At 68.8% G+C, this 26,022-nt stretch carries 25 protein-coding genes; 17 read left to right on the top strand and 8 right to left on the bottom strand.

Annotated elements, in window-relative coordinates:
* Positions 1–171: 171 nt before the first annotated feature.
* From DKG74_RS05010 to DKG74_RS05000, 3 genes are all read left to right on the top strand, one after another.
* Positions 172–1,569, top strand: a complete 1,398-nt coding sequence (locus DKG74_RS05010) for a PAS domain-containing sensor histidine kinase (RefSeq protein ID WP_243404027.1) — start codon at positions 172–174, stop codon at positions 1,567–1,569.
* On the top strand, positions 1,562–2,167 hold the full coding sequence (gene fixJ / locus DKG74_RS05005) for a response regulator FixJ (RefSeq protein WP_109903257.1): 606 nt from the start codon (positions 1,562–1,564) through the stop codon (positions 2,165–2,167). The genes DKG74_RS05010 and fixJ overlap by 8 nt, the downstream gene beginning before the upstream one ends.
* 70 nt (positions 2,168–2,237) lie before the next feature.
* Entirely contained in the window at positions 2,238–3,611 is a 1,374-nt protein-coding gene (locus DKG74_RS05000) for a chloride channel protein (RefSeq protein WP_207779237.1), read from the top strand.
* Here DKG74_RS05000 and DKG74_RS04995 read toward each other — a convergent pair.
* A complete protein-coding gene (locus DKG74_RS04995) occupies positions 3,598–4,161 on the bottom strand; it encodes a TlpA family protein disulfide reductase (RefSeq protein WP_109903253.1) in 564 nt (187 codons plus the stop codon). The genes DKG74_RS05000 and DKG74_RS04995 overlap by 14 nt on opposite strands.
* 54 nt (positions 4,162–4,215) lie before the next feature.
* Between DKG74_RS04995 and argH the strand changes: the two genes are divergently transcribed.
* From argH to DKG74_RS04960, 7 genes are all read left to right on the top strand, one after another.
* The gene (gene argH / locus DKG74_RS04990; protein ID WP_243404026.1) at positions 4,216–5,628 is read left to right on the top strand and encodes an argininosuccinate lyase; all 1,413 of its coding nucleotides are present in this window, start codon (positions 4,216–4,218) and stop codon (positions 5,626–5,628) included.
* A gap of 13 nt (positions 5,629–5,641) precedes the next feature.
* Complete coding sequence (locus DKG74_RS04985; protein ID WP_109903251.1) at positions 5,642–5,827, top strand: hypothetical protein; 186 nt, start codon at positions 5,642–5,644, stop codon at positions 5,825–5,827.
* Between the two features lie 15 nt (positions 5,828–5,842).
* A complete protein-coding gene (gene lysA, locus DKG74_RS04980) occupies positions 5,843–7,123 on the top strand; it encodes a diaminopimelate decarboxylase (protein WP_109903249.1) in 1,281 nt (426 codons plus the stop codon).
* Position 7,124: 1 nt separating this feature from the next.
* Positions 7,125–9,638, top strand: coding sequence for a TIGR02302 family protein (locus tag DKG74_RS04975; protein ID WP_109903247.1), 2,514 nt, complete (start codon positions 7,125–7,127; stop codon positions 9,636–9,638).
* A 138-nt stretch (positions 9,639–9,776) separates the two neighbouring features.
* Positions 9,777–10,742: a TAXI family TRAP transporter solute-binding subunit gene (locus DKG74_RS04970; protein ID WP_341475842.1), complete on the top strand. Its 966-nt coding sequence runs from the start codon at positions 9,777–9,779 to the stop codon at positions 10,740–10,742.
* Positions 10,739–12,793, top strand: a complete 2,055-nt coding sequence (locus tag DKG74_RS04965) for a TRAP transporter permease (protein WP_109903245.1) — start codon at positions 10,739–10,741, stop codon at positions 12,791–12,793. Before DKG74_RS04970 ends, DKG74_RS04965 begins: the two co-directional genes overlap by 4 nt.
* A complete protein-coding gene (locus tag DKG74_RS04960; RefSeq protein WP_109903243.1) occupies positions 12,790–13,173 on the top strand; it encodes a DUF1850 domain-containing protein in 384 nt (127 codons plus the stop codon). The genes DKG74_RS04965 and DKG74_RS04960 overlap by 4 nt, the downstream gene beginning before the upstream one ends.
* On the opposite strand, the gene DKG74_RS04955 is transcribed toward DKG74_RS04960, so the two are convergent.
* The 3 genes from DKG74_RS04955 to DKG74_RS04945 are packed head-to-tail and all read right to left on the bottom strand — an operon-like array spanning position 13,174 to position 14,748.
* Positions 13,174–13,533: a response regulator gene (locus tag DKG74_RS04955; RefSeq protein ID WP_109903241.1), complete on the bottom strand. Its 360-nt coding sequence runs from the start codon at positions 13,531–13,533 to the stop codon at positions 13,174–13,176.
* 10 nt (positions 13,534–13,543) lie between these two features.
* Positions 13,544–14,086 carry a hypoxanthine phosphoribosyltransferase gene (gene hpt, locus DKG74_RS04950; protein WP_109903239.1) on the bottom strand — a complete coding sequence of 181 codons (543 nt, stop codon included), beginning with the start codon at positions 14,084–14,086 and terminating at the stop codon, positions 13,544–13,546.
* Positions 14,083–14,748 (bottom strand): zinc-ribbon domain-containing protein, encoded by a 666-nt coding sequence (locus DKG74_RS04945; RefSeq protein ID WP_109903783.1) that lies wholly within the window; start codon positions 14,746–14,748, stop codon positions 14,083–14,085. Before DKG74_RS04945 ends, hpt begins: the two co-directional genes overlap by 4 nt.
* 191 nt (positions 14,749–14,939) lie before the next feature.
* On the opposite strand from DKG74_RS04945, the gene ftsE reads away from it, so the two are divergent.
* From ftsE to DKG74_RS04915, 6 genes are all read left to right on the top strand, one after another.
* Positions 14,940–15,614, top strand: a complete 675-nt coding sequence (gene ftsE / locus DKG74_RS04940; RefSeq protein ID WP_109903237.1) for a cell division ATP-binding protein FtsE — start codon at positions 14,940–14,942, stop codon at positions 15,612–15,614.
* A gap of 11 nt (positions 15,615–15,625) precedes the next feature.
* Positions 15,626–16,504 carry a cell division protein FtsX gene (locus DKG74_RS04935; RefSeq protein ID WP_109903235.1) on the top strand — a complete coding sequence of 293 codons (879 nt, stop codon included), beginning with the start codon at positions 15,626–15,628 and terminating at the stop codon, positions 16,502–16,504.
* A gap of 2 nt (positions 16,505–16,506) precedes the next feature.
* On the top strand, positions 16,507–17,067 hold the full coding sequence (locus DKG74_RS04930) for an HAD hydrolase-like protein (protein ID WP_109903233.1): 561 nt from the start codon (positions 16,507–16,509) through the stop codon (positions 17,065–17,067).
* On the top strand, positions 17,067–17,699 hold the full coding sequence (locus DKG74_RS04925; protein WP_109903231.1) for a YdcF family protein: 633 nt from the start codon (positions 17,067–17,069) through the stop codon (positions 17,697–17,699). The genes DKG74_RS04930 and DKG74_RS04925 overlap by 1 nt, the downstream gene beginning before the upstream one ends.
* Positions 17,696–18,430, top strand: a complete 735-nt coding sequence (locus DKG74_RS04920; protein WP_243404025.1) for a lysophospholipid acyltransferase family protein — start codon at positions 17,696–17,698, stop codon at positions 18,428–18,430. The genes DKG74_RS04925 and DKG74_RS04920 overlap by 4 nt, the downstream gene beginning before the upstream one ends.
* A gap of 252 nt (positions 18,431–18,682) precedes the next feature.
* Positions 18,683–21,013 carry an adenosylcobalamin-dependent ribonucleoside-diphosphate reductase gene (locus DKG74_RS04915; protein WP_109903229.1) on the top strand — a complete coding sequence of 777 codons (2,331 nt, stop codon included), beginning with the start codon at positions 18,683–18,685 and terminating at the stop codon, positions 21,011–21,013.
* A 139-nt stretch (positions 21,014–21,152) separates the two neighbouring features.
* Here DKG74_RS04915 and DKG74_RS04910 read toward each other — a convergent pair whose 3' ends face one another.
* Positions 21,153–21,728 (bottom strand): gamma-glutamylcyclotransferase, encoded by a 576-nt coding sequence (locus DKG74_RS04910; RefSeq protein ID WP_109903227.1) that lies wholly within the window; start codon positions 21,726–21,728, stop codon positions 21,153–21,155.
* Positions 21,729–21,813: 85 nt separating this feature from the next.
* Between DKG74_RS04910 and DKG74_RS04905 the strand changes: the two genes are divergently transcribed.
* Positions 21,814–22,878 carry a DUF2125 domain-containing protein gene (locus tag DKG74_RS04905; protein ID WP_165837536.1) on the top strand — a complete coding sequence of 355 codons (1,065 nt, stop codon included), beginning with the start codon at positions 21,814–21,816 and terminating at the stop codon, positions 22,876–22,878.
* 112 nt (positions 22,879–22,990) lie between these two features.
* Here DKG74_RS04905 and DKG74_RS04900 read toward each other — a convergent pair whose 3' ends face one another.
* Genes DKG74_RS04900 through pheA form a run of 3 tightly spaced genes read right to left on the bottom strand, consistent with a single transcriptional unit; the run spans position 22,991 to position 25,901 of the window.
* The gene (locus DKG74_RS04900; RefSeq protein WP_109903223.1) at positions 22,991–23,923 is read right to left on the bottom strand and encodes a prephenate/arogenate dehydrogenase family protein; all 933 of its coding nucleotides are present in this window, start codon (positions 23,921–23,923) and stop codon (positions 22,991–22,993) included.
* Positions 23,916–25,028, bottom strand: coding sequence for a histidinol-phosphate transaminase (hisC, locus tag DKG74_RS04895; RefSeq protein WP_109903221.1), 1,113 nt, complete (start codon positions 25,026–25,028; stop codon positions 23,916–23,918). The genes DKG74_RS04900 and hisC overlap by 8 nt, the downstream gene beginning before the upstream one ends.
* A 27-nt stretch (positions 25,029–25,055) precedes the next feature.
* Complete coding sequence (pheA, locus tag DKG74_RS04890) at positions 25,056–25,901, bottom strand: chorismate mutase (RefSeq protein ID WP_109903219.1); 846 nt, start codon at positions 25,899–25,901, stop codon at positions 25,056–25,058.
* Positions 25,902–26,022: the final 121 nt, after the last annotated feature.

The raw sequence follows: 26,022 nt of genomic DNA, 5'->3' as shown, positions 1-26,022 counted from the left end.
CAATCCAGGGCGGGTTCAAGGCCGGCCGTCCCAGCCCGTTTAGAGTTTTTCTTGTTCTCCCAACCGCCCGCACTATCCTCGACGTGTGATTCTGGCGAGGGGCGAGCATTGATGGTCGGTCTCCGGCAACCGTCTGCTGCAGACAACGGGCGGTCGCTGCGGGTCTATGGCTTGACGGCTCTGGCTGTGGCCCTCGCGGTGGCCCTGAACGTCGAAGGTTCGATCTTCGCGGGGCAGGCGGGCTATCTGCCGTTCGTCGCCTGCGTCGTGCTGGCTTCGGCTTTCGGCGGGTTCCTGCCCGGGGTGATCGTCGTCGGGCTGGGCGCCATCGCCGTTCCCGTGCTCTCCGGTCTTGGCGGCATGTCGGGCGGGGTCGCGCTCGTCGTCTATATCGCCGTCGGTTTCGGCATCGCCTTCTGGGGCGGTTCCGCGCTGAAGGCACGGCGGACGGCCGCCACCACCCAGCAGCATCTGCAGTCGATCCTCGACACCGTGCCCGATGCCATGATCGTCATCGACCGCAACGGCATCATGCGCTCCTTCAGCACGGCGGCGGAGCGTTTGTTCGGCTGGTCCGCGTCCGAAGTCATCGGGCGGAACGTCAGCACCCTGATGCCCCAGCCCTATCGCGACGCCCATAATTCCTATCTCGAGCGCTACGCCCGCACCAAGGAGCGGCGGATCATCGGCATCGGCCGCATCATCGTCGGGTTGCGCAAGAACGGCACCACCTTCCCGATGGAACTGCATGTCGGCGAGACGGGCGGCGCCGTGCCCTTCTTCACCGGCTTCGTGCGCGACCTGACCGAACGCCAGCAGGTCGAGGCGCGGCTGCAGGACCTGCAGTCGGAACTCGTCCATGTCTCGCGCCTGATGGCGGTGGGCGAAATGGCGTCCATGCTCGCACACGAGTTGAACCAGCCTCTGTCGGCCGTCGCCAATCTGCTGACCGGTTCGCGCCGCCTGCTCGAGCGCGGCCGGGCCGAGGACGAGCCCAAGATCCGCGACGCCCTGCAGAAGGCGGCGCAGCAGGCCCTGCGTGCCGGCGACATCATCCACCGGATGCGCAGTTTCGTCAGCCGGGGCGACGGCGAGCGCAGCATCGAAAACCTGTCCAAGGTGGTCGAGGAAGCGGCGGCCCTCGGCCTCGTCGGCGCGAAGGAGCGCCATGTCGAGGTCGGTTTCGATCTCGATGTCGAGGCCAACGCCATTTTCGTCGACAAGGTGCAGATCCAGCAGGTGCTGCTGAACCTGATCCGCAACGCCATGGAGGCGATGCAGGATACGCCCCGGCGCAAGCTCTCCATCGCGACCGCGCGGCGTGACGACGAGTTCGTCGTCGTCAGCGTCGCCGATACCGGCAGCGGCCTTGCCGAAGAGATTCGGGAAAAGCTGTTTCAGCCGTTCATGACCACCAAACCCCAGGGCATGGGGGTTGGCCTGTCCATTTCCCGCTCCATCGTCGATGCGCATGGCGGGCGGATCTGGGCCGAAGCCAATGCGGGGGGCGGTACCGTGTTTCGATTTACCCTACCCCCAGTACCCACGGAGGGCGCCACCGATGACTGAGATGCTGGTCCATCTCATCGACGATGACGACAGTGCGCGGGACAGTCTCGCCTTCATGCTCGAATCCGCCGATTTCACCGTGCAACCCTATCCCTCGGCCCAGGCCTTCCTGGATGGCCTGCCGGTCGGTCCGAAGGGGTGCATCATCACCGATGTGCGGATGCCGGAGTTGACCGGTATCGAACTCGTGCACCGGCTGAACGCCCTGAAGGTGACCCTGCCGGTCATCGTCATCACCGGGCATGGCGACATCCCCCTGGCGATCGAGGCGATGCGCGCCGGTGTCGTCGATTTCATCGAGAAACCCTTCCCAGAAGAGCGGATTCTCGAAGCCCTCGGCCTTGCCCGCGACAAGCTGCGCACCGATGTCGATGAGGCACCGAACAGCGAGATTGTCGAAAAGCTGGGTACCCTGTCGGAGCGGGAGCGGGAAGTGCTCGACGGGGTCGTCGCCGGCCGGCCCAACAAGATCATCGCCCGCGACCTCGGCATCAGTCCGCGCACGGTCGAAATCTACCGGGCCAAGGTGATGGCCAAGATGCAGGCCGACAATCTCGCGGCGCTGGTGCGCATGACCATGGCCGCCGGCCTCGGCTGAGGGGCGGATTTCGTCACGCCGGGGCGCCGCCTGCATTGAAATCGGGGGGCGGGCCTCTCTAGGATAGGCCATGCGTCCCCGGTCCATGGCCTATCGGCTGCGTCGCCAGCTCCGGCCCTCCCTTTCACTGTGGTTGTCGTCGCTGCTGTGGCGGCGGCGGCTGGTGTTCTGGCTGGGCGCGATCCTGACCGGCCTCGTCTGCGTCGCCTTCGCCTATGCCGCCGATTATGCCTTCGAGCTGTTCCGCATGGTGACGGCGGCCTGGCCCTTCGCCGGTCTCGTGGTGACGCCGCTCGGCTTCGGGCTCTGCACCTATCTGCTCATGCGCTTCTTTCCCGGGGGCGAGGGCAGCGGCATTCCGCAGGCCATCGCTGCCCGCAAGCTGGACTCGCCCGGACAGCGCAATCGCCTCCTGTCCCTTCGTATCGGCTTTGGCAAGGTCATGCTGACGACCCTCGCCCTCGGCTTCGGCGCCTCGGTCGGGCGCGAGGGGCCGTCGGTCCAGGTCGGCGCCTCGATCATGCTGGCCTGCAGCCGCTTCGCCGGCCTCGGCCGGATGCGCGGCGTCATTCTGGCGGGCAGCGCGGCCGGCGTCGCCGCCGCCTTCAATACCCCGCTCGCCGGCATCATCTTCGCGATCGAGGAAATGAGCCGGGCGTTCGAGAAGCGGGTGAGCACGCTTATTCTCTCCGCCGTTCTCCTCGCGGCGGGCGCGGCCGCGCTCGTCCACGGCAGCGGCTCCTATTTCGGCCAGACCATGGCCCAGCTCGGCCATTGGACCGACTGGCTGGTCGTGCCGCTGCTCGGCGTCGGTGGCGGGGTGATCGGCGCCTGTTTCGCCCGGGCCATGATCGGTCAGGCCCGCCTCATCCCCCGGGTGTTGCGGGGGCGGATCGGTCGCCACCGGATCGTCTTCGCCATGCTGTGCGGGTTTCTCGTCGCGCTGCTCGCCTGGGGCAGCGGCCTGCCGATCAACGGCACGGGCTATGCCGAGGCCAAGGCGGCGCTGGCCGGCGACCTGGCCGAGCCCTGGTCTTTCGTCGCGGCCAAGCTGCTCGCCAATCTGTTGACCCAGGCGAGCGGCATCGCCGGTGGCATCTTCGCGCCGACGCTGGCGGTGGGCGCCGGGCTCGGCGCCGCTGTCGGCGACATCGTGCCGGGCGTCGCGCCCGGGGCGCTGGCGGCCCTTGGCATGGTCGCGCTGTTCGCCGGGGTGATGCAGGCGCCGATCACCGGCTTCGTCATCGTCTTCGAGATGACGGACAATCACGCCATGGTCATTCCGCTGATGGCGGTCGCGATCATCGCCGCGGGCACCTCGCGCATGATCTGCCACCAGCCGATCTACCACGCCCTTTCCGAGATGTTCCTCGCCCGGGTGCGGGCGGCGGGCGGCTCGGGCGCGCCGGGCTCGGAGTTGGGCGGGCGCCTCAGCCCGCCTTGAAGCCCCGGATCAGGTTCAGAGCCCCCTCCGACGCCCAGTCTGCCGGCCCGACCAGCGTGCCGCGGATGGTGCCGTCCGGCCCGATCACGACCGTCGTCGGCAGGCCCTTCACGTCGAGCGCGCGGGCGAGGCTCATGCCCTCGTCCCTGAACAGGCCGAGCTTCGCGGCCTGATTCGCGGCGAGGAAGGCGGATATCTTATCGTTCTCCAGTCGGTCGACCGACAGGGCGAGCACTTCGATCCCCTCGGGACGCAGGATTTCCGCGGCTTTGGCGAGCGAGGGCAATTCCTCGACGCAAGGGCCGCACCAGGTGGCCCAGAAATTCACCACGACAACCTTGCCCTTGTAGGCCGCCAGCGAGACGTCGGCGCCCTCGGCGTTCTTGAAGGTCGCAGCGGGTGCTGGCTTCGGCTCGTCGCTCGGGCTAAAGTTGGCGATCCCAGCCGGCCGGGACGCCGGGGCATCTTCGCCCCAGGGTGCCCGAACGGCGACCGCCCCGGCGAGCCCCGCGAGGGCGGCCACAACGACGACAACCGGCACCAGCTTCATGCTTCAATACTCCCCGATGGTGCTGCGGTCGTGACAACAGCCAAGTAGCTTTCGATGCCCAACGACCAGAACGACAAACTGACTTCCTCGAACGCGATGTGGGGTGGCCGCTTCGACCGTGGCCCCGCCGAGATCATGGAGAAGATCAACGCCTCCATTGATTTCGACCGCAAGCTCTATGCCCAGGACATCGCCGGGTCAAAGGCTCATGCGGGCATGTTGGTCGCGACCGGTATTCTGACAAGGGCCGACGGCGATCAGATTCAGGCCGGTCTCGACGCCGTCAAGGCCGAGATCGAGGAAGGCCGCTTCGTCTTTCGCAAGGATCGGGAAGACATCCACCTGAATATCGAGGCCCGCCTCGCCGAACTGATCGGCCCGGCCGCCGGGCGCCTGCACACCGCCCGCTCGCGCAACGACCAGGTCGCGACCGATTTCCGCCTGTGGGTGCGCGACGCGCTCGACGGGCTGATCGGCCAGACCACGGGCCTCGTCGCCGCCCTGCTGGCCCAGGCCGACGCCCACACCGAGGTGGTGATGCCCGGCTTTACCCATCTGCAGGTCGCCCAGCCGATCACCTTCGGTCATCACCTGATGGCCTATGTCGCCATGCTGGAGCGCGATATCGGCCGCCTGCGCGATGCCCGCGCGCGCATGAACGAATGCCCGCTGGGCGCCGCCGCGCTGGCCGGCACGTCGTTCCCGATCGACCGGCACATGACGGCGGCGTCGCTCGGCTTCGACGGGCCGACCGCCAATTCGCTCGATTCGGTTTCGTCGCGCGATTTCGCCCTCGAATATCTCGCGGCGGCCTCGATCCTGGGCGTCCACCTGTCGCGCCTCGCCGAGGAAATCGTCATCTGGACCTCGGCCCAGTTCCGGTTCGTCAGCCTGACCGACGCCTTCACCACCGGTTCCTCGATCATGCCGCAGAAGCGCAATCCGGATGCGGCGGAACTGGCGCGGGCCAAGGTCGGCCGGGTCATCGGCGCCCTGAACACGCTGCTCATCGTGATGAAGGGCCTGCCGCTCGCCTATGCCAAGGACATGCAGGAAGACAAGGAGCCGACCTTCGATGCCGCCGAGGCGATCGAACTCGTGGTCGCCGCCATGGCCGGCATGATCGCCGACCTGAAGCCGAACGAGGCGGTGCTGAAGGCCGCGGCCGGCACCGGCTTCTCGACCGCGACCGATCTCGCCGACTGGCTGGTGCGGGCGCTGAACATGCCGTTCCGCGAAGCCCATCACGTCACCGGCCGCATCGTGAAACTGGCGGAGGGCAAGGGCATCGACCTCGACGCCCTCAGCCTTGCCGAGATGCAGGCGGTCGAGCCGCGCATCACCGATGCCGTCTTCGGTGTGCTCTCGGTCGACAATTCGGTCGCCAGCCGGGTCAGCTTCGGCGGCACGGCGCCGTCGGGCGTGCGCACCCAGATCGCCGCCGCGCGCGGCCGCCTCGGTCTTTGAGTAGGATATGGCGATGAGAAAACTCGCGCTCTGCCTGATGATCGTGACCCTGACCGGCCTTGCCGCCTGCGGCAAGCGGGGGGCGCCGATCCGGCCCGGCACCACGGGGCCTGCCGCCGGCATTCCTGAAACCATCCACCCCACGTCGTCGTCGCCCCAGACCGATTATCCGCTGCCCGGCAGCCGGACCAGCAACTGAGAGACCGCATCGCCCATGAATCATTTCGAGTATCGCGATGGCCGGCTCCATGCCGAGGACGTGCCGCTGGAAACCATCGCCGAGGCGGTGGGGACGCCGTTCTACTGCTATTCGACGGCGACGCTGGAGCGGCACTTCCGCGTTTTCGCCGATGCCTTCGGCGGCCAGAACGCTCTGGTCTGCTTTGCCCTGAAGGCCAATTCCAATCAGGCCGTGATCTCGACCCTGGCCCGTCTCGGCGCCGGGGCCGACGTCGTCTCGGGCGGTGAGCTGAAGCGGGCGCTGGCCGCCGGCATTCCGCCCTCGCGCATCGTCTTTTCGGGCGTCGGCAAGACGGCGGCGGAAATGGCCCTTGCGCTCGATGCCGGCATCCACCAGTTCAACGTCGAGTCGGAACCCGAGCTGGAGCGCCTGTCGCAGGTCGCCGCGGGCAAGGGCATGGTCGCGCCGATCACGATCCGGGTGAACCCCGATGTCGACGCCAAGACCCATGCCAAGATTTCGACCGGCAAGGCCGAGAATAAATTCGGCATCGCCTGGGAGAGGGTGCGCCCGGTCTATGCCCGCGCCGCCGCCCTGCCGGGGGTGCGCGTCGTCGGCGTCGATGTCCACATCGGCAGCCAGCTGACCGCGCTCGAGCCTTTCGAGGCCGCTTTCCGCAAGGTCGCCGAACTCGTCGTCGCCCTCCGCGCCGACGGTCACCGCATCGACCGGCTCGACCTTGGTGGCGGCCTCGGCATTCCCTATGAGGAAAACCGCCTGGTCCCGCCCGCGCCCGAGACCTATGCCGACATCGTGAAACGGACGACGGGGCATCTCGGCTGTGGCATCATCCTCGAGCCGGGCCGCCTGATCGTAGGCAATGCCGGGGTGCTGGTCACCAGCGTCCTTTATGTGAAGAAGGCGACGGCGAAGACTTTCGTGATCGTGGACGCCGCCATGAACGACCTGATCCGCCCGACGCTCTACGAGGCCTATCACGGCATCCTGCCCGTGGTCGCGCCCAACCCGGATGCGCCCGTGGCGCCGGTCGACATCGTCGGCCCGGTGTGCGAGACGGGCGATTTCATCGCCCTCGACCGGGCGATGACGCCGCTGAAATCGGGTGACGCCATCGCCGTGCTCTCGGCCGGTGCTTATGGCGCGGTCATGGCCTCCACCTACAACACGCGGGCCCTGATCCCGGAGGTTCTGGTCAAGGGCGACAGTTTCGCCGTGGTGCGCGAGCGGGTGCCGGCCGAGACCATCATCGGCCTCGACAGCCTGCCGCCCTGGCTGGAGCCGGAGCACGCCTGAGATGGCGGGCGGCCCGGATCGGGCGCTGCGGCGCCGGCTGCGGGTCACCCGGCTCGCCCTGTTCAGCGAGCGTCTGGTGCCGGCGCTGCTGCCGGGGGCCGGGGTGGCCGGCCTGTTCCTGATCCTCGCCCTGTCGGGGGTGTTCGCGGCCCTGCCGGGCACGGTCCATGCCATCCTGCTCGGCCTTTTCGGCTTCGCGCTGCTGTTTTCCCTGCGCCGCCTGCCCGCGGCGCTGACCCTGCCGGACGAGGCGTCGGCCCGGCGCCGGCTGGAGCGTGACAACCGTATTCCGCACCGCGCCCTCGAAGCCCTCGACGATCGGCTGGCGGGCAGCGCGGCCGATCCGGTGACGGCGGCCCTGTGGCAGGCCCACCGCGACCGGGCGGCGGAGCGGGCCAAGGACTTGCGCCTGCACGCACCCCATCCGGTCATCGCCCGGCACGATCCCTTCGGCCTGCGCGCTGCCGTGCTGCTCGGCCTCGTCGTCGTCATGGCGGCGTCGGGGGCGACGGCGCCGCAACGCCTCGGCGAGGCGCTGGTGCCCCGCTTCGGCAAGGACGCCGGCACGCCGGGGGTGGAGCCGGGCTTTACCGCCTGGATCACGCCGCCCGCCTATACCCGCCTCGCGCCCATCTATCTCGGCGGTCAGGGCCTTGCCCCGGGGGAGCGGTTGCGCGTGACCGCGGGCGCCACGGTGATGGCGCGGCTCTATGGTGTCGGCAGCGGCGCGGTGGCTTTCGGTGAGACGAAAGTGCCGCTCGACACGGTCGAGGACGGGACCTTCGCGGGTGAAGTGCCGGTGCAGCCGGCCGACCGGCTGGTGCTGCTTGGCGGTGGCGGTGAAATGGCGGCCTGGCCGATGGAGGTGGTGGCGGATGCGCCCCCCGTCGTCGTCTTCGCCCAGCCGCCGGCCGCGACCGAGCAGAAATCCCTGCGCATCGCTTTCGCCGCCAGCGACGATTACGGCGTGCAGTCGGTCAGTCTCGAGCTTCGCCTCGGCGGTGTGGGCGAGCCGCTGGTCATTCCGCTGGGCGGCGCGACCGGCCGGCCGGAAGCCAAGGGCATCGCCTTCCGCGATCTGACCGCCAGCCCCTGGGCCGGGCTCGACGTCACCGCGACGCTGGTCGCGAGCGATGCCCTCGGCCAGACCGGCCAGTCCGATCCGGTCACCCTCGCCCTGCCCGAGCGGGCGTTCCGCCACCCGGTGGCGCGCGCCATCGTCGCCGCGCGCAAGGAGCTGGTCGCCAGACCGGCCGAGCGGCGCAAGGTGGCCGAGGTGCTGGCCGGCATCGCCGACAATGTCGAAGCCTATGACGAGCGCAAGGCGGTCTATCTCGGCCTTGGCATGGCGGTGCTGAAGCTGCTGCGCCACCGCGACGGCGCGCAGGACGGCGAGGTCGTCGATCTTCTGTGGGCCATCGCCCTCGACCTCGATTCGGGGCGGGTCGGCGGGGCGCAGGCCCAGCTGCGGGCGGCGCAGGATGCCCTCGAACAGGCGCTGGAAAACGGCGCCTCGGACGCGGAGATTGCCCGTCTGATGGCGGAAATGCGCGCGGCCATGGATGAATATCTGCGCGCCCTGACCGAGGAAGCCCTGCGCGGCGGCGTCGACGCCGGGGAATTGCGCGACTCGCCGGACGGGCGCGCCATCACCGGCGAGGATATCCAGCGGATGCTGGACGAGGCCCAGCGCGCGGCCGAGACCGGCTCGCGCGAGGCGGCGCGCCAGATGCTGTCGCAACTGCGCGAGATGCTGGAAAACCTGCAGGCCATGCCGGCCCAGCCCGGCGATGCCGAGGCTGGCCGGGCGCTGGGCGAGAGCATGGAAAAGATGGGCAGCCTGTTGCGCGAGCAGAGCCAGCTGCGCGATCGCTCCTTCGCCGAACAGCAACGGCGCGAGAGTGGCACCATGCCGGGCGATCAGGGCCAGCCCCGTCCCGGCGATCAGGGCAGGCCCCGGCCGGGCGCCGGACAAGCCGACCCGCGCGGCCAAGGTCAGGGTCAGGGTCAGGGTCAGGGGCTGGGGCAGGGCGGTTCGCTGTCCGATCTCGCCCGGTCGCAGGAAGCCCTGCGCCGCCAGCTCGGCGATATTCTTGGCCGTCTTGGCGAATCCGGCCTGCCGCTGCCCGATGCCCTGACCCGGGCGGACCGGGCGATGGATGCCGCCCGCTCCGCGCTCGCCGGCAATGATCCTGCCGCGGCGGCACAGGCCCAGGGCCAGGCGCTCGATGCCCTGCGCGAAGGGCTACAGGCCATGGGCGAGCAGATGGCCCGGCAACTCGGCGTCTCGCGCGGGCAGGGGGGGGCGGGCGATCAGCCGGGCGGCGAGCGCGATCCCCTGGGCCGGCCGCGCCCGGGGCAGAATTTCGGCAATGGCGACGATGTCCGCGTGCCGACCGAAGCCGAGGCCAAACGCGTGCGCGAAATCCTCGAGGAATTGCAGCGCCGGGCCGGCGACCGCAGCCGCAGCGAGGAAGAGCTGGATTACATCCGCCGCCTGATCGAGCGTTTCTGACCCTTCACCCATTGAGGCTGGACAGAGGCGCCACGGGGTCGCACCCTGTCCCCGGCTGCGACAGGCTGACGCAGCCCACGGGCTGACACGACCGGCGCCACAAGACGCACCGGCAAGGGAGGAAGCGGGATGGGACAGATGCCGTCGATGAACAGGCGCGGGCTCATGGCGCTCGGCGCCGGGCTTTTGGCCTATGGGGCGCGGGGCGTATCGCCAGCGCGGGCGGAGACCTTCGTCAATGTCCTGACGGGCGGCACCTCCGGCGCCTATTACCCGATCGGCGTCGCCCTCGCCGGGGCGATCGAGAAGACGGTGGCCGGCACCAAGACCAGCGTGCAGGCGACCAAGGCCTCGGTCGAGAATCTGAACCTCCTGCAGAAGGGCCAGGGCGAGATCGGCTTCACCCTCGCCGACGCTGCCAGCGCCGCCGTCGCCGGCAATGAGGAAGCGGGCTTCAAGGCCAAGCTCGACAAGCTTCGCCTGATCGCCGCGATCTATTCCAATTACGTCCAGATCGTCGCCAATGGCGAAAGCGGCATCAAGACGCTGGCCGATCTGAAGGGCAAGCGCATCTCGGTCGGCGCGCCGAAGTCGGGCACCGAGCTGAACGCCCGCGCCATCCTGAAGGCGGCGGGCCTGACTTACGATGATTTCGCCAAGGTGGAATATCTGCCCTTCGGCGAGTCGGTCGACCTGATGAAGAACCGCCAGATCGACGTCACCCTGCAATCCGCCGGCCTTGGTGTCGGCTCGATCAAGGATCTCGCGGCCTCGATCCCCATCGTTGTCGTCCCGGTTCCGGCCGAGACCGTCGCGGCGGTCGGCGATGCCGCCTATCTGCCGGGCGAGATTCCGGCCGGCACCTATTCGGGTCAGGAGGCCGCCGTACCCACGGCCTCGATCCGCAATCTCCTCGTCAGTCACGACGGGGTGGCGGACGATCTCGCCTATGGCATGACCAAGGCGCTGTTCGACAATCTCGACGCCCTCGTCGCGTCGCACGCCGCGGCCAAGGGGATCGTGCTCGATGCCGGGGCCGCCGCGGGGCCGATGCCGCTGCATCCGGGCGCCTTGCGCTTCTACAAGGAAAAGGGGCTGGCGTGACGGCGGCCGGGGTCGTCGACCGCGAAGCCCCGGCCCATGCCCGGCCGGAAGGCCGGGCGGCGCTGGTGGTCGCCATCGTCGGCACGCTGTTCTCGCTGTTCCAGATCTGGACGGCGGCGCTCAGCCCGCTGTCCAGCCTCGCCGTCCGCTCGATCCATGTCGGCTTCCTGCTGGCCATGACCTTCATGCTGTTCGGGCTGCGGCCGGGGCAGGGGACACGGCGCGTGCCCTGGTGGGACTGGGGCCTCGCCGCGCTCGGCTTCCTGCTTGGTCTCTATCATGTCGTGTTCGAGCGCGATCTGATCCTGCGCGCGGGCGAGCCCGAGACGATGGACATCATCGCCGGCTGCGCCACCATCCTCCTCGTCTTCGAGGCGGCGCGGCGCATCATGGGGCTGGCGCTGCCGATCCTGTGCGGGGTGTTCGTGCCCTATGCCCTGCTCGGGCCGCATCTGCCCTTCGGTCTCGCCCATCGCGGTTTTTCCTTCGAGCAGGTGGTGGACCAGCTCTTCCTCGGCACGGAAGGGATTTACGGCACGCCCACCTTCGTCTCGGCGACCTATATCTTCCTCTTCGTGCTGTTCGGCGCCTTCCTCGAACATGCCGGCATGGTGAAACTGTTCAACGATGTCGCCCTCGGCCTCGTCGGGCGGGCCAAGGGCGGTCCGGCCAAGGTCGCGGTGATTTCCTCCGGCCTGATGGGCACGATCAACGGCTCGGGTGTTGCCAATGTCCTGACCACGGGCCAGTTCACCATCCCGCTGATGAGCCGCTTCGGCTATCGCCCGGCCTTCGCCGGCGCGGTCGAGGCGACCGCCTCCATGGGCGGCCAGATCATGCCGCCGGTGATGGGCGCCGTCGCCTTCATCATGGCCGAGACCCTGGGCGTCGCCTATGCCGAGATCGCCCGGGCGGCCATCGTGCCGGCGCTGCTCTATTATGCCTCCGTGTTCTGGATGGTCCATCTCGAGGCCGGCCGGCGCGACCTGAAGGGCCTTGCACCCGAGGAATGCCCCAGCGCGCTGCGCGCCCTGCGCCGGGGCTGGTATCTGCTGCTGCCGCTCGTCGCCCTCGTCACCCTGCTGTTCTCGGGCTACACGCCGCTCTTCGCCGGGGTGATCGGCCTGTTCGCCACCGTCTGCCTGATCCTCGGCCAGTCGGTCGCGCGCGATGCCCTCGGTGCCAACGCGCAGCGGTTCGTGTTCTGGCTGGTGCTCGGCCTGCTCGCGGGTGGCGCCATCGAGGCGGGCGTGCCGCCGGTCACCGTGGGCGGCGTCGCCCTGCTAGTGCTGGCGGGGATGGCGGCTTTCGTCCGGGGCGGACGAGGGGCCTTGCGTCTCGTCCTCTCCAGCCTCGCCGATGGCGCGGGCAATGCCCTTGGCGTCGGCGTCGCCTGTGCCCTCGTCGGCGTGCTGATCGGCGTCACCACATTGACCGGCATCGCTTCCAGCCTCGCCGGCAGCATCGTTGCCCTGGCGGACGGCAATCTTCTGTTCGCCCTGGTGCTGACCATGGTCGCCTGCCTCGTGCTGGGCACCGGGCTGCCGACCATTCCCAATTACATCATCACCTCGTCGATCGCGGCCCCCGCCTTGATGCACATGGGGGTGCCCCCCATCGCGTCGCATATGTTCTGCTTCTATTTCGGCATCATGGCCGACCTGACGCCGCCGGTCGCCCTCGCCGCGCTCGCCGCCTCGTCCATCGCGCGGGCCGGCCACATGGAGATCGGCTGGATCGCGACCCGGATCGCTCTCGCCGGTTATGTCGTGCCCTTCATGGCGGTTTACGACACGGCATTGATCGGGCAGAGCGACGATCCGCTGGCCATCGCCTATGCCATGCTGCGGGCGCTGGTCGCCATCGGCCTGTGGGGCGCGGTCGCCATCCGCTGGGGCCTGACGCGGGTGCCGGTCTGGCAGATGCCTGTCGCCGTGGGCGGGGCCATCGGCCTTGTGCTGTCGACGCCCTTCTCGGACGAGATCGGCTTTGCCCTCGCCGCCGTCTTCGTCCTGCTGCAGGTGCTGGCGCGGCGGCGGGCAGGGGCGTGAGCGCGCTCTGCCTGCTGCTGGCTGGCCATGTGCTGGCGGCGCGGCTCGAGACCGATCGCTTCACCCTGTCCTGGGTCCATTCCATCGAGAAGATCGAATGGCAGGAGGACTGGCAGGTGACGGCCGACGGTCTCGAGATCGTCGAGGCCCGCGTCGCCGGCTCGGGCGCCGGGATGGACGTGCCGGCGGACGCGCGCCGGATCGACGGCGGCTGGACTTATCGCCCCGCCCTGCCGAGGCAGCGGGAGGTTCATCTCGCCCGTTCCGGCCTGGTGCCCGATTACCGGCTCTGCGTCGGGGGGAACTGTGCGCCGCTTGGCCGTCTGGCCGGCGGTATCGCCGACGGTGTCGCTGTGACGCTGGCGCCCTGCGGCCCCTGATCAGCGCGCCAGCGCCGCCTCGACCGCCGCCAGCAGATCGGACAGGGAAAACGGCTTCAGCAGCAGGCCGGCGACCAGGCCGTCGAAATCTTCCGCCCGCTCGTATTCGGCGGCATAGCCGGTCATCAGCACGACCGGCAGCCCGGGCCGGTCGGTGGCGAGGGCAAGGGCGAGGGCGATGCCGTCCATCACCGGCATCCGGATGTCGGAGAGGACGAGATCGAAGGGCGCGGAAGTCGCGGCCCGCAGGGCGGCGCCGCCGTCGCCGGTCAGGGTGACCTGATGGCCCGCCCCGCCCAACGCGCGCAGGATGAACTGGGCGACCGCGGCCTCATCCTCGGCGACAAGGACGCGGGCCACGGCCGGGCCCTCAATCCTCGACGACGCCGATGAAGGGAAGTTCCCGGAAGCAGTTCGCGACGTCCATGCCATAGCCGACGACGAAACGCTCCGGGCATTCGAAGCCGACGAAATCGGCCTGCAGGTTGTTCTCGCGCCGCTTCGGCTTGTCGAGCAGGACGCAGAGCTGAACCTCGGCGCCGCGCGCCGACATCAGATCCTTGGCGAAGGACAGGGTGCGGCCGGATTCCAGGATGTCGTCGACGATCAGCAGCTTCTTGCCGCGCACGATGATCGAGATATCGCGCTGGACCGTGACCTGACCCGAACTCGTGGTGCGGTCGCCGTAAGACGACAGGATGACGAAATCGACCTCGACCTCCGCGCCCTCGGCGTGCAGCGCGCGCAGAAGGTCGGCGGCGAACATGAAACTGCCCTTCAGGACCGGCACGACGGCGAATTCCGTGCCCATCTCGGCGACGATTTCCTTGGCCAGCACACGGGTCCGGTCGTCGATCGTTTCCGCGTCGAACAATACGCGCACTGCCTTGCCCTGGGGCACCGGCCTCGTCATGGGGACTCTCCAAAGGTGACGGCGATCCTGGTCGCCTCGGTGGGCGGCGCGGCAAAGCGCACCTTGTAGCGGGCCTCGCCACCGGCGGGCAGCAGGTTGGGTTCGGGGCTGGCCAGTTCACGGCGCAGGATGCGGCCCTGATCGTCAAGGAGGCTGACCCAGAGCGGCGGCACCGGCCGTTCCTGCCCGATGGTCGAGCGGATGCTGCCGGCGACGGTCAGGATTTCGGCCCCGCCCTCGCTCGAGCGTTCGGTCGTCGGCGTCGACAGCGACAGGCCATAGGCGGCGACCGGCAGGCCGACGAGTTCGTAGAGCTTGCCCGAGGGCGGCCAGGCTTCGACCACCTGCTCGCGGAAGGCGGCGGCGGCGGCGAGGCCACCGGCGATGACGACGAAGAACAGCAGCCAGCCGAGGGCGGCGCCGCGTCGCGGATGGGTCAGGGGCGGGCCGGGCAGGTTGCGTGTCGGCGCGTCCACATTCATGGCGGCGCCACCGGCGCTGCGCGTCGGCTCAATCAGGTTGACGGTATGCGGCATGTCGTCGGGCGGCTGCTGGAACCAGACATTGCCGCAGCGGGCGCAGCGCACCTCGCGCCCGGCCGGGCTGAGGGCAGCCGGGGGCAGCAGGTAACGGGTGCTGCAGGATGGGCAGGTGATGATCATGCGCGATCGACTTGAAGAAGCGGGTACCGGCGTTTATAGGCGACCCCGGGCCGGGCTGCCAGCCCTAGCGAGAGGGAATGACGACGGCGGAGAGGCGGAACAGGATCGGCCCTTCCGGGCCGGCTGTCGAGGGGGTTGGCCTCGCGGGTCGCTTCGTGCCATGGTGCCGACTCCAGCAGCAGGCAGCAGGTATGGTTCGCTTCGACAATGTCGGGATGCGCTATGGCATCGGCCATGAAGTATTGCGCGACGTCTCCTTCGAGCTGCCGCGCGGGTCGCTGACCTATCTGACCGGGGCGAGCGGGGCGGGCAAGTCATCCTTGCTGCGCCTGATGTATCTCGCCCACCGGCCATCGCGCGGTCTGATCGAGATGTTCGGCAAGGATCTGGCCCGCCTGCCCCGGCAGGCGCTGCCCGAGCTGCGGCGCCAGATCGGCGTCGTCTATCAGGATTTCCGTCTGATCGACCATCTCTCCGTGTTCGACAATGTCGCGCTGCCCCTGCGCCTCGCCGAGGCGCCGAAGGCTGAGGTGAAGGCCCATGTCGACGAATTGCTGAGCTGGGTCGGCCTCGCCGACAAGGTTCGCGCCACCCCGGCCGAGCTGTCGGGCGGCGAGCAGCAGCGGGTGGCCATCGCCCGCGCCGTCATCGCCCGGCCGCGCCTTCTTCTCGCCGACGAGCCGACCGGCAGCGTCGATCCCGACATGGGTGACCGTCTGATGCATCTCTTCCTCGAGCTGAACCGCATCGGCACGACGATTCTGATCGCCACCCACGACGTCGCCATGATGGAGCGCCACCGCGCGCCCGTGCTGCGTCTCGTGCAGGGCGAGCTGGCGTTCAGCCGCTCCGCCGGCCGGCTCTAGGGGGGGGCGCCATGTTCGCTCGTCTCGATCTGCTGCCCAGGGGGGCGCTGTCCACCCGGCTCGTGCCGGCGATCATCGCCGTCATGGTGCTGCTGCTCACCCTCGCCGCGGCGGGGGCGATTGGCATCGACCGCTCCCTCGCCAGTTTCCAGGCGGAACTCGCCGGCCGCTACACTGTCGAACTGCCGACCGCGGACGCCGGCGCCGTCGATGACGAGACGGTGGCCAGGGTCGTCGACCTGCTGGCCGAGACGCCCGGCGTGATCGCGGCCGAAGTCGTGCCCATGCCGACCATGCAGCGCCTGCTCGAGCCCTGGCTGGGCCGCGACGCCGCCGTGGGTGACCTGCCGCTGCCCGTGCTGATCGACATCGCCTCGACCCCGGGGGCGGTGCTGGACGCGCCCGCGCTGGCCGCGCGGCTGAACACGCTGGTCAAGGGCGCGCGGGTCGAGGCCGCCATCGACAGCATGGACGAAATCGCCGATGTCGCGGGCGCCATCGAACTCGCGGCCTATGCCGTCGTCGGCCTCGTCGGCTTCTGCCTCGTCGCCGTCGTCGTCTTCGCCACGCGCTCCGGTCTCGAGGCACATCACGGCATCATCGAGATCGTGCATCAGCTGGGCGCGCGGGAGGCGGCGGTCGCCCGCGAATTCCAGGTCCATTTCCTCGTCCTCGGCGGCATTGGCGGGGTTGTCGGCGTCGCGCTGGCAGCGGGCGTCGTCTATGGCCTCGCCCTGTTCGCCGGCTCTTTCGATTCGCCCTTCCTGCCCTCGCTCGATGATTTTCTGGGTGGGCTGGTGCCGCTGCTGGCGATTCCGCCCGTGGTCGCGGCGCTGACCACGGCGACGGCGGGACTGACGGTTTCGCGCGTCCTGCGCCGTATGGTCTAGCCGTGGCGCGGCTGGTCGTCCTCGAGCGCGACGGTGTCCTGCTGGAGCCGGTCGCCCCCGCGATCCGCCATCCGGGCGAGATGCGGCTGCTGCCCGGCGCGGGCGCGGCACTGGCCCGGCTGAACCGCGCCGGCACGCTGGTCGCCGTGCTCACGCGTCAGCCGCTGCTGGGCCGGGGGCCGCTGGATGAAGCGATGCTGCTGCGCCAGCACGAGCAGTTGCGCGACCTGCTGGCGCCCGCGGGCGCGCGGCTCGATCACATCGGTCATGTCGGCGGCGCGACGGGGCGCGATCCGGGACCGGCGGCGGCGCCTGCCCTGCGCGAGTTGCTGCGCCTCCTGCGCGTGGCACCGGACGATGCGGTCTTCATCGGCCATTGTCTCGACGATCTGCAGGCGGCGTCGGCGGCCGGCGTCGCCCGTATCCTCGTTCGCAGCGGGCAGGGCCGGGCGACGCAGGGCGCGGGCATTCCGGCGGAGGTGATGCCGCTGCGCCTCGTCGATGATATCGTCGGGGCGGTGAATCGGTTGCTCGGCGTCGAGGGAGGCGAGGGAAGGGCGTGATGCGCAGCCTGCGTCTTTTCCTTCTGATCGTCTGTTTCCTGCTCGGGGCCTATGGCTGGTTCCTCGGCCAGATTCCGACCGTGGTGGCCGAGCCCCAGCGCCAGACCGACGGCATCGTCGTGCTGACCGGCGGTGCGCTTCGCCTTGACGAGGCGGCCATATTGCTGGCCGACGGGCGGGCGCGGCGGCTGCTGATTTCAGGCGTCTCCATCGACACGAAGCCGGAAGACATCCGCGAGCGTCTGCCTGCCCTCGACGATGATCTGTTCCGCTGTTGTGTCGATCTTGGCTATCAGGCGCGCAACACGATCGGCAACGCGGGCGAGACGGCGGCCTGGGCGCGGGCCAATGGCATGAAGACGCTGCGCGTCGTCACCGCCGCCTATCACATGCCGCGCACCCTGGTCGAACTCCGCCGGGTCCTGCCCGAAGTCGAGGTCGTGCCCCACCCTGTCTTCCCCGAGCGGGTGTTCGACAGCGGCACGCTGCCGCCGGTGACAGCACCGCTCGAATTCGCGAAATATGTCCTCGCCCTGTTCCGTCTGCGCGTCGCGACCCTCGACGACGAAACGCAAGGCGAGGGTCTCCCGCCCCCATCCGAGGCCACCAACCGGCCGGAGTCACTCCCATGATCCTGCTCTGGCTGCGCTCGGCCCTGTTCAACCTGTTCTTCTACGCCTGGACCGCCTTCGTGAGCGTCTCCATGCTGCCCGCGCTGCTGTGGCCGCGCGTGCTCGGCGTCAAGGTGGCCAAGGGCTGGATCGCCGGCGTCAACGTCGGGCTTCGCCTCATCTGCGGCGTCAGGGTCGAGGTGCGTGGCCGCGAGCGAATGCCTGAAGGCCCGGTCTTGATCGCCGCCAAGCATCAGTCGGCCTGGGATACGATCGAACTGCTCGCCATCTGCGGGATGCCGGCCGTCGTCCTGAAGCGCGAGCTGACCTGGATCCCGCTCTATGGCTGGTACATCATGGCGATGGGCGGCATCCCCATCGACCGTTCGGCCGGGGCCAGGGCGCTGAAGGACATGGTGCGCCAGGCCAAGCTGGCCGTGGCGCAGGGGCGCTCGGTCCTGATCTTCCCGCAAGGGACGCGGGTCGCGCCCGGCCGCAAGCTCGAATACCAGCCGGGCGTCGCCGCGCTCTACAGCCAGCTCGGCCTGCCCTGCATTCCGGTCGCGCTCAATTCTGGCCTCGTCTGGCCGCGCCGGCAGTTCCTGCGCCCATCCGGCACGATCACCGTCGAATTCCTCACCCCGATCCCGCCGGGGCTGCGTCGTGAACCCTTCATGACCACGCTCGAAGCCCGGGTCGAGGCGGCGTCGGATGCCCTCGCGGCACTGGCCCGGCCATCGTCAGGCCCCTAGATATGGGGTACCATACGAATCGGGAACATGAGCCATGATCCCCAGCACTGGTTGTGGATAAGTTTGCCGCCGCGATGTGTTGATTTCTGGGATAAGTTCAAATCCCCAATGAAATCAGCATCTTGTGCTTGCGAACATTGTGGAAACAAAAATAGAACGGGGTCAGCCGGGGCATGGTTGACCGGGACGTGACGGGCTGTCACCGTCGCTGCTTCCTGTGCCGTTTTTAGCGAATCTCCGAGGACCGAAACCATGGTGTCGATCGCGCCGATCAGCCAGCAGATCTGGGACATGAAATACCGCCTGAAGGCGGTCGACGGCACGCCCATCGACGCGACCATCGACGACAGCTGGAGGCGTGTGGCCAAGGCGCTGGCGGCGGTCGAGAAGCCGGAAGAGCGGGCGAAGTGGGAAGCCGAATTCTTCGGCGCCCTCAGCGATTTCCGCTACATGCCGGCGGGGCGCATCATGGCCGGCGCCGGCACCGACCGGAAGGTGACCCTGTTCAACTGCTTCGTCATGGGCACGGTCCCCGACAGCATGTCGGGCATTTTCGAGCATCTGCGCGAGGCGGCCCTGACCATGCAGCAGGGCGGCGGCATCGGCTATGATTTCTCCACCCTGCGGCCCAAGGGCGCGCCGGTGAAGGGCGTGGGGGCCGATGCCTCGGGTCCGCTGCCCTTCATGGATGTCTGGGATTCCATGTGCCGCACCATCATGTCGGCCGGTTCGCGCCGGGGCGCCATGATGGCGACCATGCGCTGCGACCATCCGGACATCGAGGCCTTCATCGCGGCCAAGCGCGATCCGGGGCGCCTGCGCATGTTCAACCTCTCGGTCCTCGTCACCGATCCCTTCATGAAGGCGGTCGAAGGGGACGAGCCCTGGGATCTCGTGTTCGACGGTGTCGTCTACAAGACCGTGAAGGCCCGCGCCCTGTGGGACACGATCATGCAGGCGACCTATGCCTATGCCGAACCGGGCGTGATCTTCATCGACCGTATCAACCGGCTGAACAATCTCTGGTACGCCGAAAACATCAGCGCGACCAATCCTTGCGGCGAACAGCCGCTGCCGCCCTATGGCGCCTGTCTGCTCGGCTCGGTCAATCTCGCCCGTTTCGTCCGCCGCCCGTTCGAGGAGGAGGCGGACCTCGACCTTGTTGAACTCGACAGGGTGGTGCGTCTCGCCATCCGCATGATGGACAATGTCGTCGACGCCTCGGGCTTCCCGCTGCCCGAGCAGCTGGCGGAAGCGAAGGCAAAGCGCCGCATCGGCCTTGGCGTCACCGGGCTCGCCGATGCGCTGATCATGTGCCGGGCGCGCTATGGCGGGCCGCAGGCGCTGCGCCTGATCGGCGGCTGGATGCGCGCGATCCAGCGCGCGGCCTATCTCGCCTCGGTCGATCTCGCCAGGGAGAAGGGCGCCTTCCCGCTCTATGACGCCGAGAAATATCTGGCCGGACCGTCGATCCAGGGCCTCGATGCCGATGTCCAGGCAGCGATCCGCCAGCACGGCATCCGCAACGCCCTGCTCACCTCGATCGCGCCGACCGGCACGATCTCGCTCTTCGCCGACAATGTCTCGTCGGGGCTCGAGCCGGTGTTTTCCTTCGCCTATACCCGCAAGGTGCTGATGCCCGACGGCAGCCGCAGGGAGGAGGAGGTGACCGACTACGCCTACCGCCTGTGGCGCCGGCTGAAGGGCGACGCGCCGCTGCCCGACTATTTCGTCGATGCCCAGGTCCTGACCCCGCCCGACCATGTGCGGGTGCAGGCCGTCGTGCAGAAATATGTCGACAGCTCGATTTCCAAGACCATCAACTGCCCCGAGGATATTTCCTTCGAAGCCTTCAAGGACGTCTATCTGATGGCCTGGGCGGAAGGGTGCAAGGGTTGCACCACCTATCGCCCGAACGACATCACCGGCTCCGTCCTCTCGGTCGAGCCGAAGAAGGACGAGAAAAAGCAGGCCGAGCCGGAATTGCCGCTGGAATCGGCGGCGGCCCATGCCCGTTCCGACGACATGTTCGAGGCGGGCGGCGTCGTCTATATGACGAAGCCGCTGGACCGGCCGGAAGTGCTGCCGGGCAAGACCTACAAGGTGCGCTGGCCGGAATCGGAACACGCGCTCTACATCACCGTGAACGACGTCGTGCAGGACGGCCGGCGCCGGCCGTTCGAAGTCTTCATCAACTCGAAGAACATGGAGCATTACGCCTGGACCGTGGCGCTCACGCGGATGATCTCCGCCGTGTTCCGCCGCGGCGGCGACGTCGCCTTCGTGGTTGAGGAATTGAAGGCCGTGTTCGATCCGCGCGGCGGCCACTGGATGCAGGGGCGCTATATCCCCTCGCTCCTCGCCGCCATCGGCGAGGTGATCGAGCAGCACATGATCGACATCGGCTTCATCCACAAGGAAGAGGTCGAGGTGCCGGAGAAATTCCGCCGCGCCGCCGAAGCAAGCCCGCCGGCCGGCAGCCTCAAGGGTATGCGCGGCTGCCCGCGCTGCGGCCAGCCCAGTCTCGTCCGGCAGGAAGGCTGCGACGCCTGCTTCTCCTGCGGCTATTCCAAGTGCGGCTGACGGTCAAGACGCGGCCGACCCATTTCGTCATCCCGGCGCTGGCCGGGATCTTGGACCGGCAAGGGCGCCTCTCTCGTCTAAAGGCCCCGGCCTTCGCCGGGGCGACGACTGTTCGTGTTCAGTCGCTCGGCAAGCTGAACTAGCCCTGAAGATGGGCGACCGCGTGGTCGCCCATCGCCTCGGCCGGCACCGCGTCGACCGCCTGGCGCAGGCGGTGCAGGGCGCTGTCGCCGAGGCCGAGGCGGGTGATCTCGTCGACCGTGGCGGCCAGATAGTCGCGGTTGCGGCCGGCGATGCCCTCGGCGCCTGCGATCATGGCGACCTGCCGCTCGAAATCGAGGCCGCCGGCATATTGCTCGTGGGCGCGGTCGGCGACATAGGTGACGGCGGCGTGGCTGCCCGCGTCGCTGCGCACTGGCAGGACTTTCTCGATATAGACATTGGTGACCAGCTCGCGCTCCCGCAGATAGGCGAGGGTGGCGTCGCGTTCCGCCGCGGCGACGCGGAAGACGACGCCCCGGCACGAGCCGCCGCGGTCGAGGCCGAGCACGAGACCCGGCCGCTCGCAGGTGCCCCGGTAATGGTGCGAGTAGATGCAGAAGGCGCGGTGATAGCCGCGCAGCGTCGCCGGCCGGCAATCGAGATAGGAAAAGCCCGGCCGCCAGATCAGCGAGCCATAGCCGAACACGAACAGGTCACCCGACAAATCCGCCATTCCATCCCCGTGCACGCCACAACCTCTTCCGCCGCCGGCCGTCCTTGCCTATAGAGGGACCGGCGGGGGCACGGGAGACATTGTGGTGAAGTCCAGACGTTATCTCTACCTGACTTTGTTCGTCCTCGCCGCCATCGGGGCCTGGACCGCCTATTGGTTCATTCTCGCCGGCCAGGTGCGCGAACGGACCCAGGCTTTCATCGACCAGCAGGCGGCCGCCGGTTTCGAGATCGCCTATACCGATTTCTCGATCGGCGGCTATCCCTACCGGATCGAGGCGGAGGTCGACAATCTGACGGTCTCGGCGCCGCGCCAGCCGGGCAAGCCCGCGATCGCCGTGCCGAAGCTGGTCGTCCTCGGCCTGCCGTGGAACCCCAATCTCGTCGTCGCCCGGATCGACGGCGAGACGGTCACGCGCTGGACCGACGCGAGGGGCGATGAGCAGCGCGCGACCTTCCGCGCCGAATCGACCGGCATCTCCGTCGGTCTCGAAGCCGGCCGGCCCAAGCGTTTCGCCCTGTCGATGGATCGCCCGCGCCTCGAATCGAGTGTGCTGGCCGGTCCCGTCTCGGCCAAGGTCTTCGAGATTCACGCGCGCCTGCTGGACGGCGGCCCCGCCCCGACCGCCGACGGTGTCGCGCCGACGGCGCCGCTGTCGGGCGAAATCGCCTTCGACGGGGAGGCGGTGGTGCTGCCGCCGCTGCCCGGCGGCACGCTCGGCAACGAGATCACGTCCTTCGGCTATACGTTCGGCCTCGCCGGGCCACCGCCGCGCTATCTGCCGGGCACGGCGCCGCGCGACATGGTGGCGGCCTGGGCGCAGGCCGGCGGCACCATCGAGCTGACAAGGGGCGAGACCCGCTGGGGGCCGCTGAATTCACTGGTGACCGGCAGTTTCTCGGTCGACGACCAGATGCGCCCGCTCGGCGCCCTGTCGGGCCGGATCGGCGGGCTGGAGCCGCTGATCGACGGCGCGGCGGCGCAGGGGCGCATGACCCCGGCGCAGGCGCAGAGCATCAAGAAGGCGCTGGGCGCCCTCGGCTTCATCACCAAGGACGCCGAAGGCCGCGTGCCCTTCTCCCTGACCTTCCAGGACGGCCGGGTCTCGATGGGGCCGGTGCAGCTCGGCGAGTTGCGGCCTCTGTTCTAGGAAGGGCACTCCTCTCACTCGTCATGCCGGCGAAGGCCGGCATCCCGACGGAAGAGGGTTGCCAACCGGTCCCAAGGCTCCGGCCTTCGCCGGAGCGACGAGGTGGAGGGGGTTACTCCCCGCTGCCCGGAACCCGGCGGCCGAAGTCGGCGGCCGGCGTCTCCTGGCCGGCATCGACGATGGAGCGGCGGATCGCCCGCGTCCTCGTGAAGAGGTCGAACAGTGTGTCGCCCTCGCCCCAGCGGATCGCGCGCTGCAGTGCCGTCAGATCCTCGACGAAACGGCCCAGCATCTCGAGCACGGCTTCCCTGTTGTTCAGGAAGATGTCGCGCCACATGGTGGGGTCGCTGGCCGCGATGCGGGTGAAGTCGCGGAAACCGCCGGCCGAATATTTGATCACTTCCGACTGGGTGACGGCTTCGAGGTCCGAAGCGGTGCCGACGATGTTATAGGCGATCAGATGCGGCACATGGCTGGTGATCGCCAGCACCAGATCATGGTGCTGGGCGGACATGATCTCGACCTTGGCGCCCATGGCGGACCACAGGCGCGATACCTTGTCGAGGGCGGCGGCATCGCCGTCTTCGGGCGGGGTCAGGATGCACCAGCGGTTCTCGAACAATTCGGCGAAACCGGCTTCCGGCCCCGAATGTTCGGTGCCGGCGACCGGATGGCCGGGGACGAGGTGCACGTTGAGCGGCAGATGCGGCCCGACCTCGCGCAGGACCATGGCCTTGACCGAGCCGACGTCGGTGACGATGGCGCCGGCTTCGACCACCGGGCCGATCTCTTCGGCGATCTGGCCGAAGACACCGATCGGGGTGGCGAGCACGATCAGGTCCGCGCCAGCCACCGCCTCGGCGGCGGTGGCGAAGGCAGCGTCGACGAGGCCGAGGCGGAGCGCGGTCGCCCGCGTCGCCTCGGATCGGGCGGCGCAGACGATTTCACCCGCAAGACCATGCTGCCGCATGGCGAGCGCCATGGACGAGCCGATCAGGCCGATGCCGATCAGCGCGGCCCGGCGGAACAGGGGGTGTTCAGCCATGATCGCCCCGCAGGAAATCGGCGACGGCGGCCGCCGCGATCTCGCATTCCTCACCGGTGCCGATCGAGATGCGCAGGTGATGCGGCAGGCCATAGGCGGTGACCCGGCGCAGCAGGATGCCGCGCGCGGTCAGGAATTCGTCCGCCTCGGCCGCGGTCTTGCCGGCTTCCTGCGGGAATTCGACCAGCAGGAAATTGGTCACGCTGGGCGTCACCTTCAGGCCGAGCTGACTCAGCCGGCCGGTCAGCCAGGCGCGCCACTGACTGTTGTGGCGCCGCGCCTCCTCGAGGAATTCGTCATCGCCAAGGGCGGCGACGCCGGCTGCCTGCGCCGCCGTCGAGATGTTGAACGGCCCGCGCACCCGGTTCAGCACGTCGGCGACGCCTTCCGGACAATAGGCCCAGCCGAGGCGCAGCGCCGCGAGGCCGTACAGCTTCGAGAAGGTGCGCAGCATGACGACATTTTCCGCCGCCTCGACCGCGCGCAGGCCGGCCTCGTAATCGTCGACATCGACGAATTCGGCATAGGCGGCGTCGAGCACCAGAAGCACATGCGGCGGCAGGCCGGCGTGCAGCCGCGCGACATCCTCCGGCGGGACATAGGTGCCGGTCGGATTGTTGGGATTGGCGATATAGACGATCTTGGTCGCGGGCGTCACCGCGGCCAGCAGGGCGTCGACATCGAGCCGCAGGTCCTTTTCCGGCGCCTTGACCGGCGTCGCCCCGGCGGTACGGGCCGAGATCGGATAGACGAGGAAGCCATGCTCGGAATAGAGCACTTCATCGCCCGGCCCGGCGTAGGAAATCGTCAGCAGGTGAATAAGCTCGTCCGAGCCCGCGCCGCAGACGATGCGGTCGGCCGGAATGTCGAACCGGGCGGCAATGGCCTGACGCAGGTCGGCGACGCCGCCGTCCGGATAGCGGTGCAACTCGCCCGCCACGGATTTCAGGGCGGCCATGGCTTTCGGGCTGGGCCCGATACCCGATTCATTGGACGAGAGCTTGATCACCCGCTGGCCCGGTTCGGCCTTGGAACGGCCGCCGACATAGGCGGCGATGCCGAGGATGCTGGAACGGGGCTGGGGCCTGGAATCGACCGGGGGCATGACGCCTCTCCTCGGAATCTGTACGGATCAATAGCCGGACGTGCTGATCGGCCGGGCATAGCCACCGGCGGGGATGGCCTGGGCGATCTCGTCGCCATGGGCCGCCAGCAGCGAATGAAGGCGCGCGTCGCCATCGGACAGCGGGCCGTCGACCTCGAAGAGATGCAGCGTGTCACCGCCGCGCTGGCGGCTGTCGATGCATTGACCGTTGATGCCGACGGCGGTCAGGCGGTCGCTCAGGCGGCCGCGGCTGATTTCGGTGCCATAGCCCGTGACGATGATCAGATAACCGGCGTCGTCGCCCGACACCCCGGGGTCGAAGGGGGCGACGGCCACCGCCTCGACCGCGCTCGAGCCGTCGCGGACGAAGGGCAGGCGGGCGATGATCCGCGGCCGGGCCTGATCGGTCGAGGCGAGATTGGGCCACCAGGCATTCTCGTCGCCGGCTGGCAGGGGCAGCACGCCGACCACCTGATTGCCGCTTTCGGCGACGGCGCGCAGGGCCTGCGCCGGCGTATCGTGCAGGTCGATGCGGGCGGCGCCGAAATGGGTCCGCGCGACGTCGAAGAACTCAAGGACGCCGTAGGGGGCATAGAGCGCGACCGACAGCGGCGACTGGCCGCGGGTCAGGCTGGAAATGATCTCGCGCCAGATACGGCCAAGGATGCCGACCGGCAGCGAGCCGCGATGGCGGGCGACGAGCCGGCGCAGGATGCTGGCCTCGCGTTCGGGCCGCATGGCCGCGGTGCCGCGCTTCAGGACAGCCACGCGTTGCACGATATCGGCCCGTGCCATCAGCAGGTCGTGTAGGCGGTCGTCGATCTGGTCGATCTCGCGCCGCAGGTCGTCGAGGTCGAGGGGTTTCTCGCTCATTCGCGGGTACTGAAAAGAGGGCCGGACGGGCCGTCCGAAGGCTTCTCGGTTTTAGACGGATGGCCACGGGAACGCAAAGAAAACATTGACTTGCGTGGGGCCGCCGCCTAACCGATTGTGC

Source organism: Zavarzinia aquatilis, assembly GCF_003173035.1.
Lineage (GTDB): Bacteria > Pseudomonadota > Alphaproteobacteria > Zavarziniales > Zavarziniaceae > Zavarzinia > Zavarzinia aquatilis.
The sequence above is the reverse complement of the archived record's forward strand: the minus strand, read 5'-3'. Positions and strand labels throughout refer to the sequence as shown.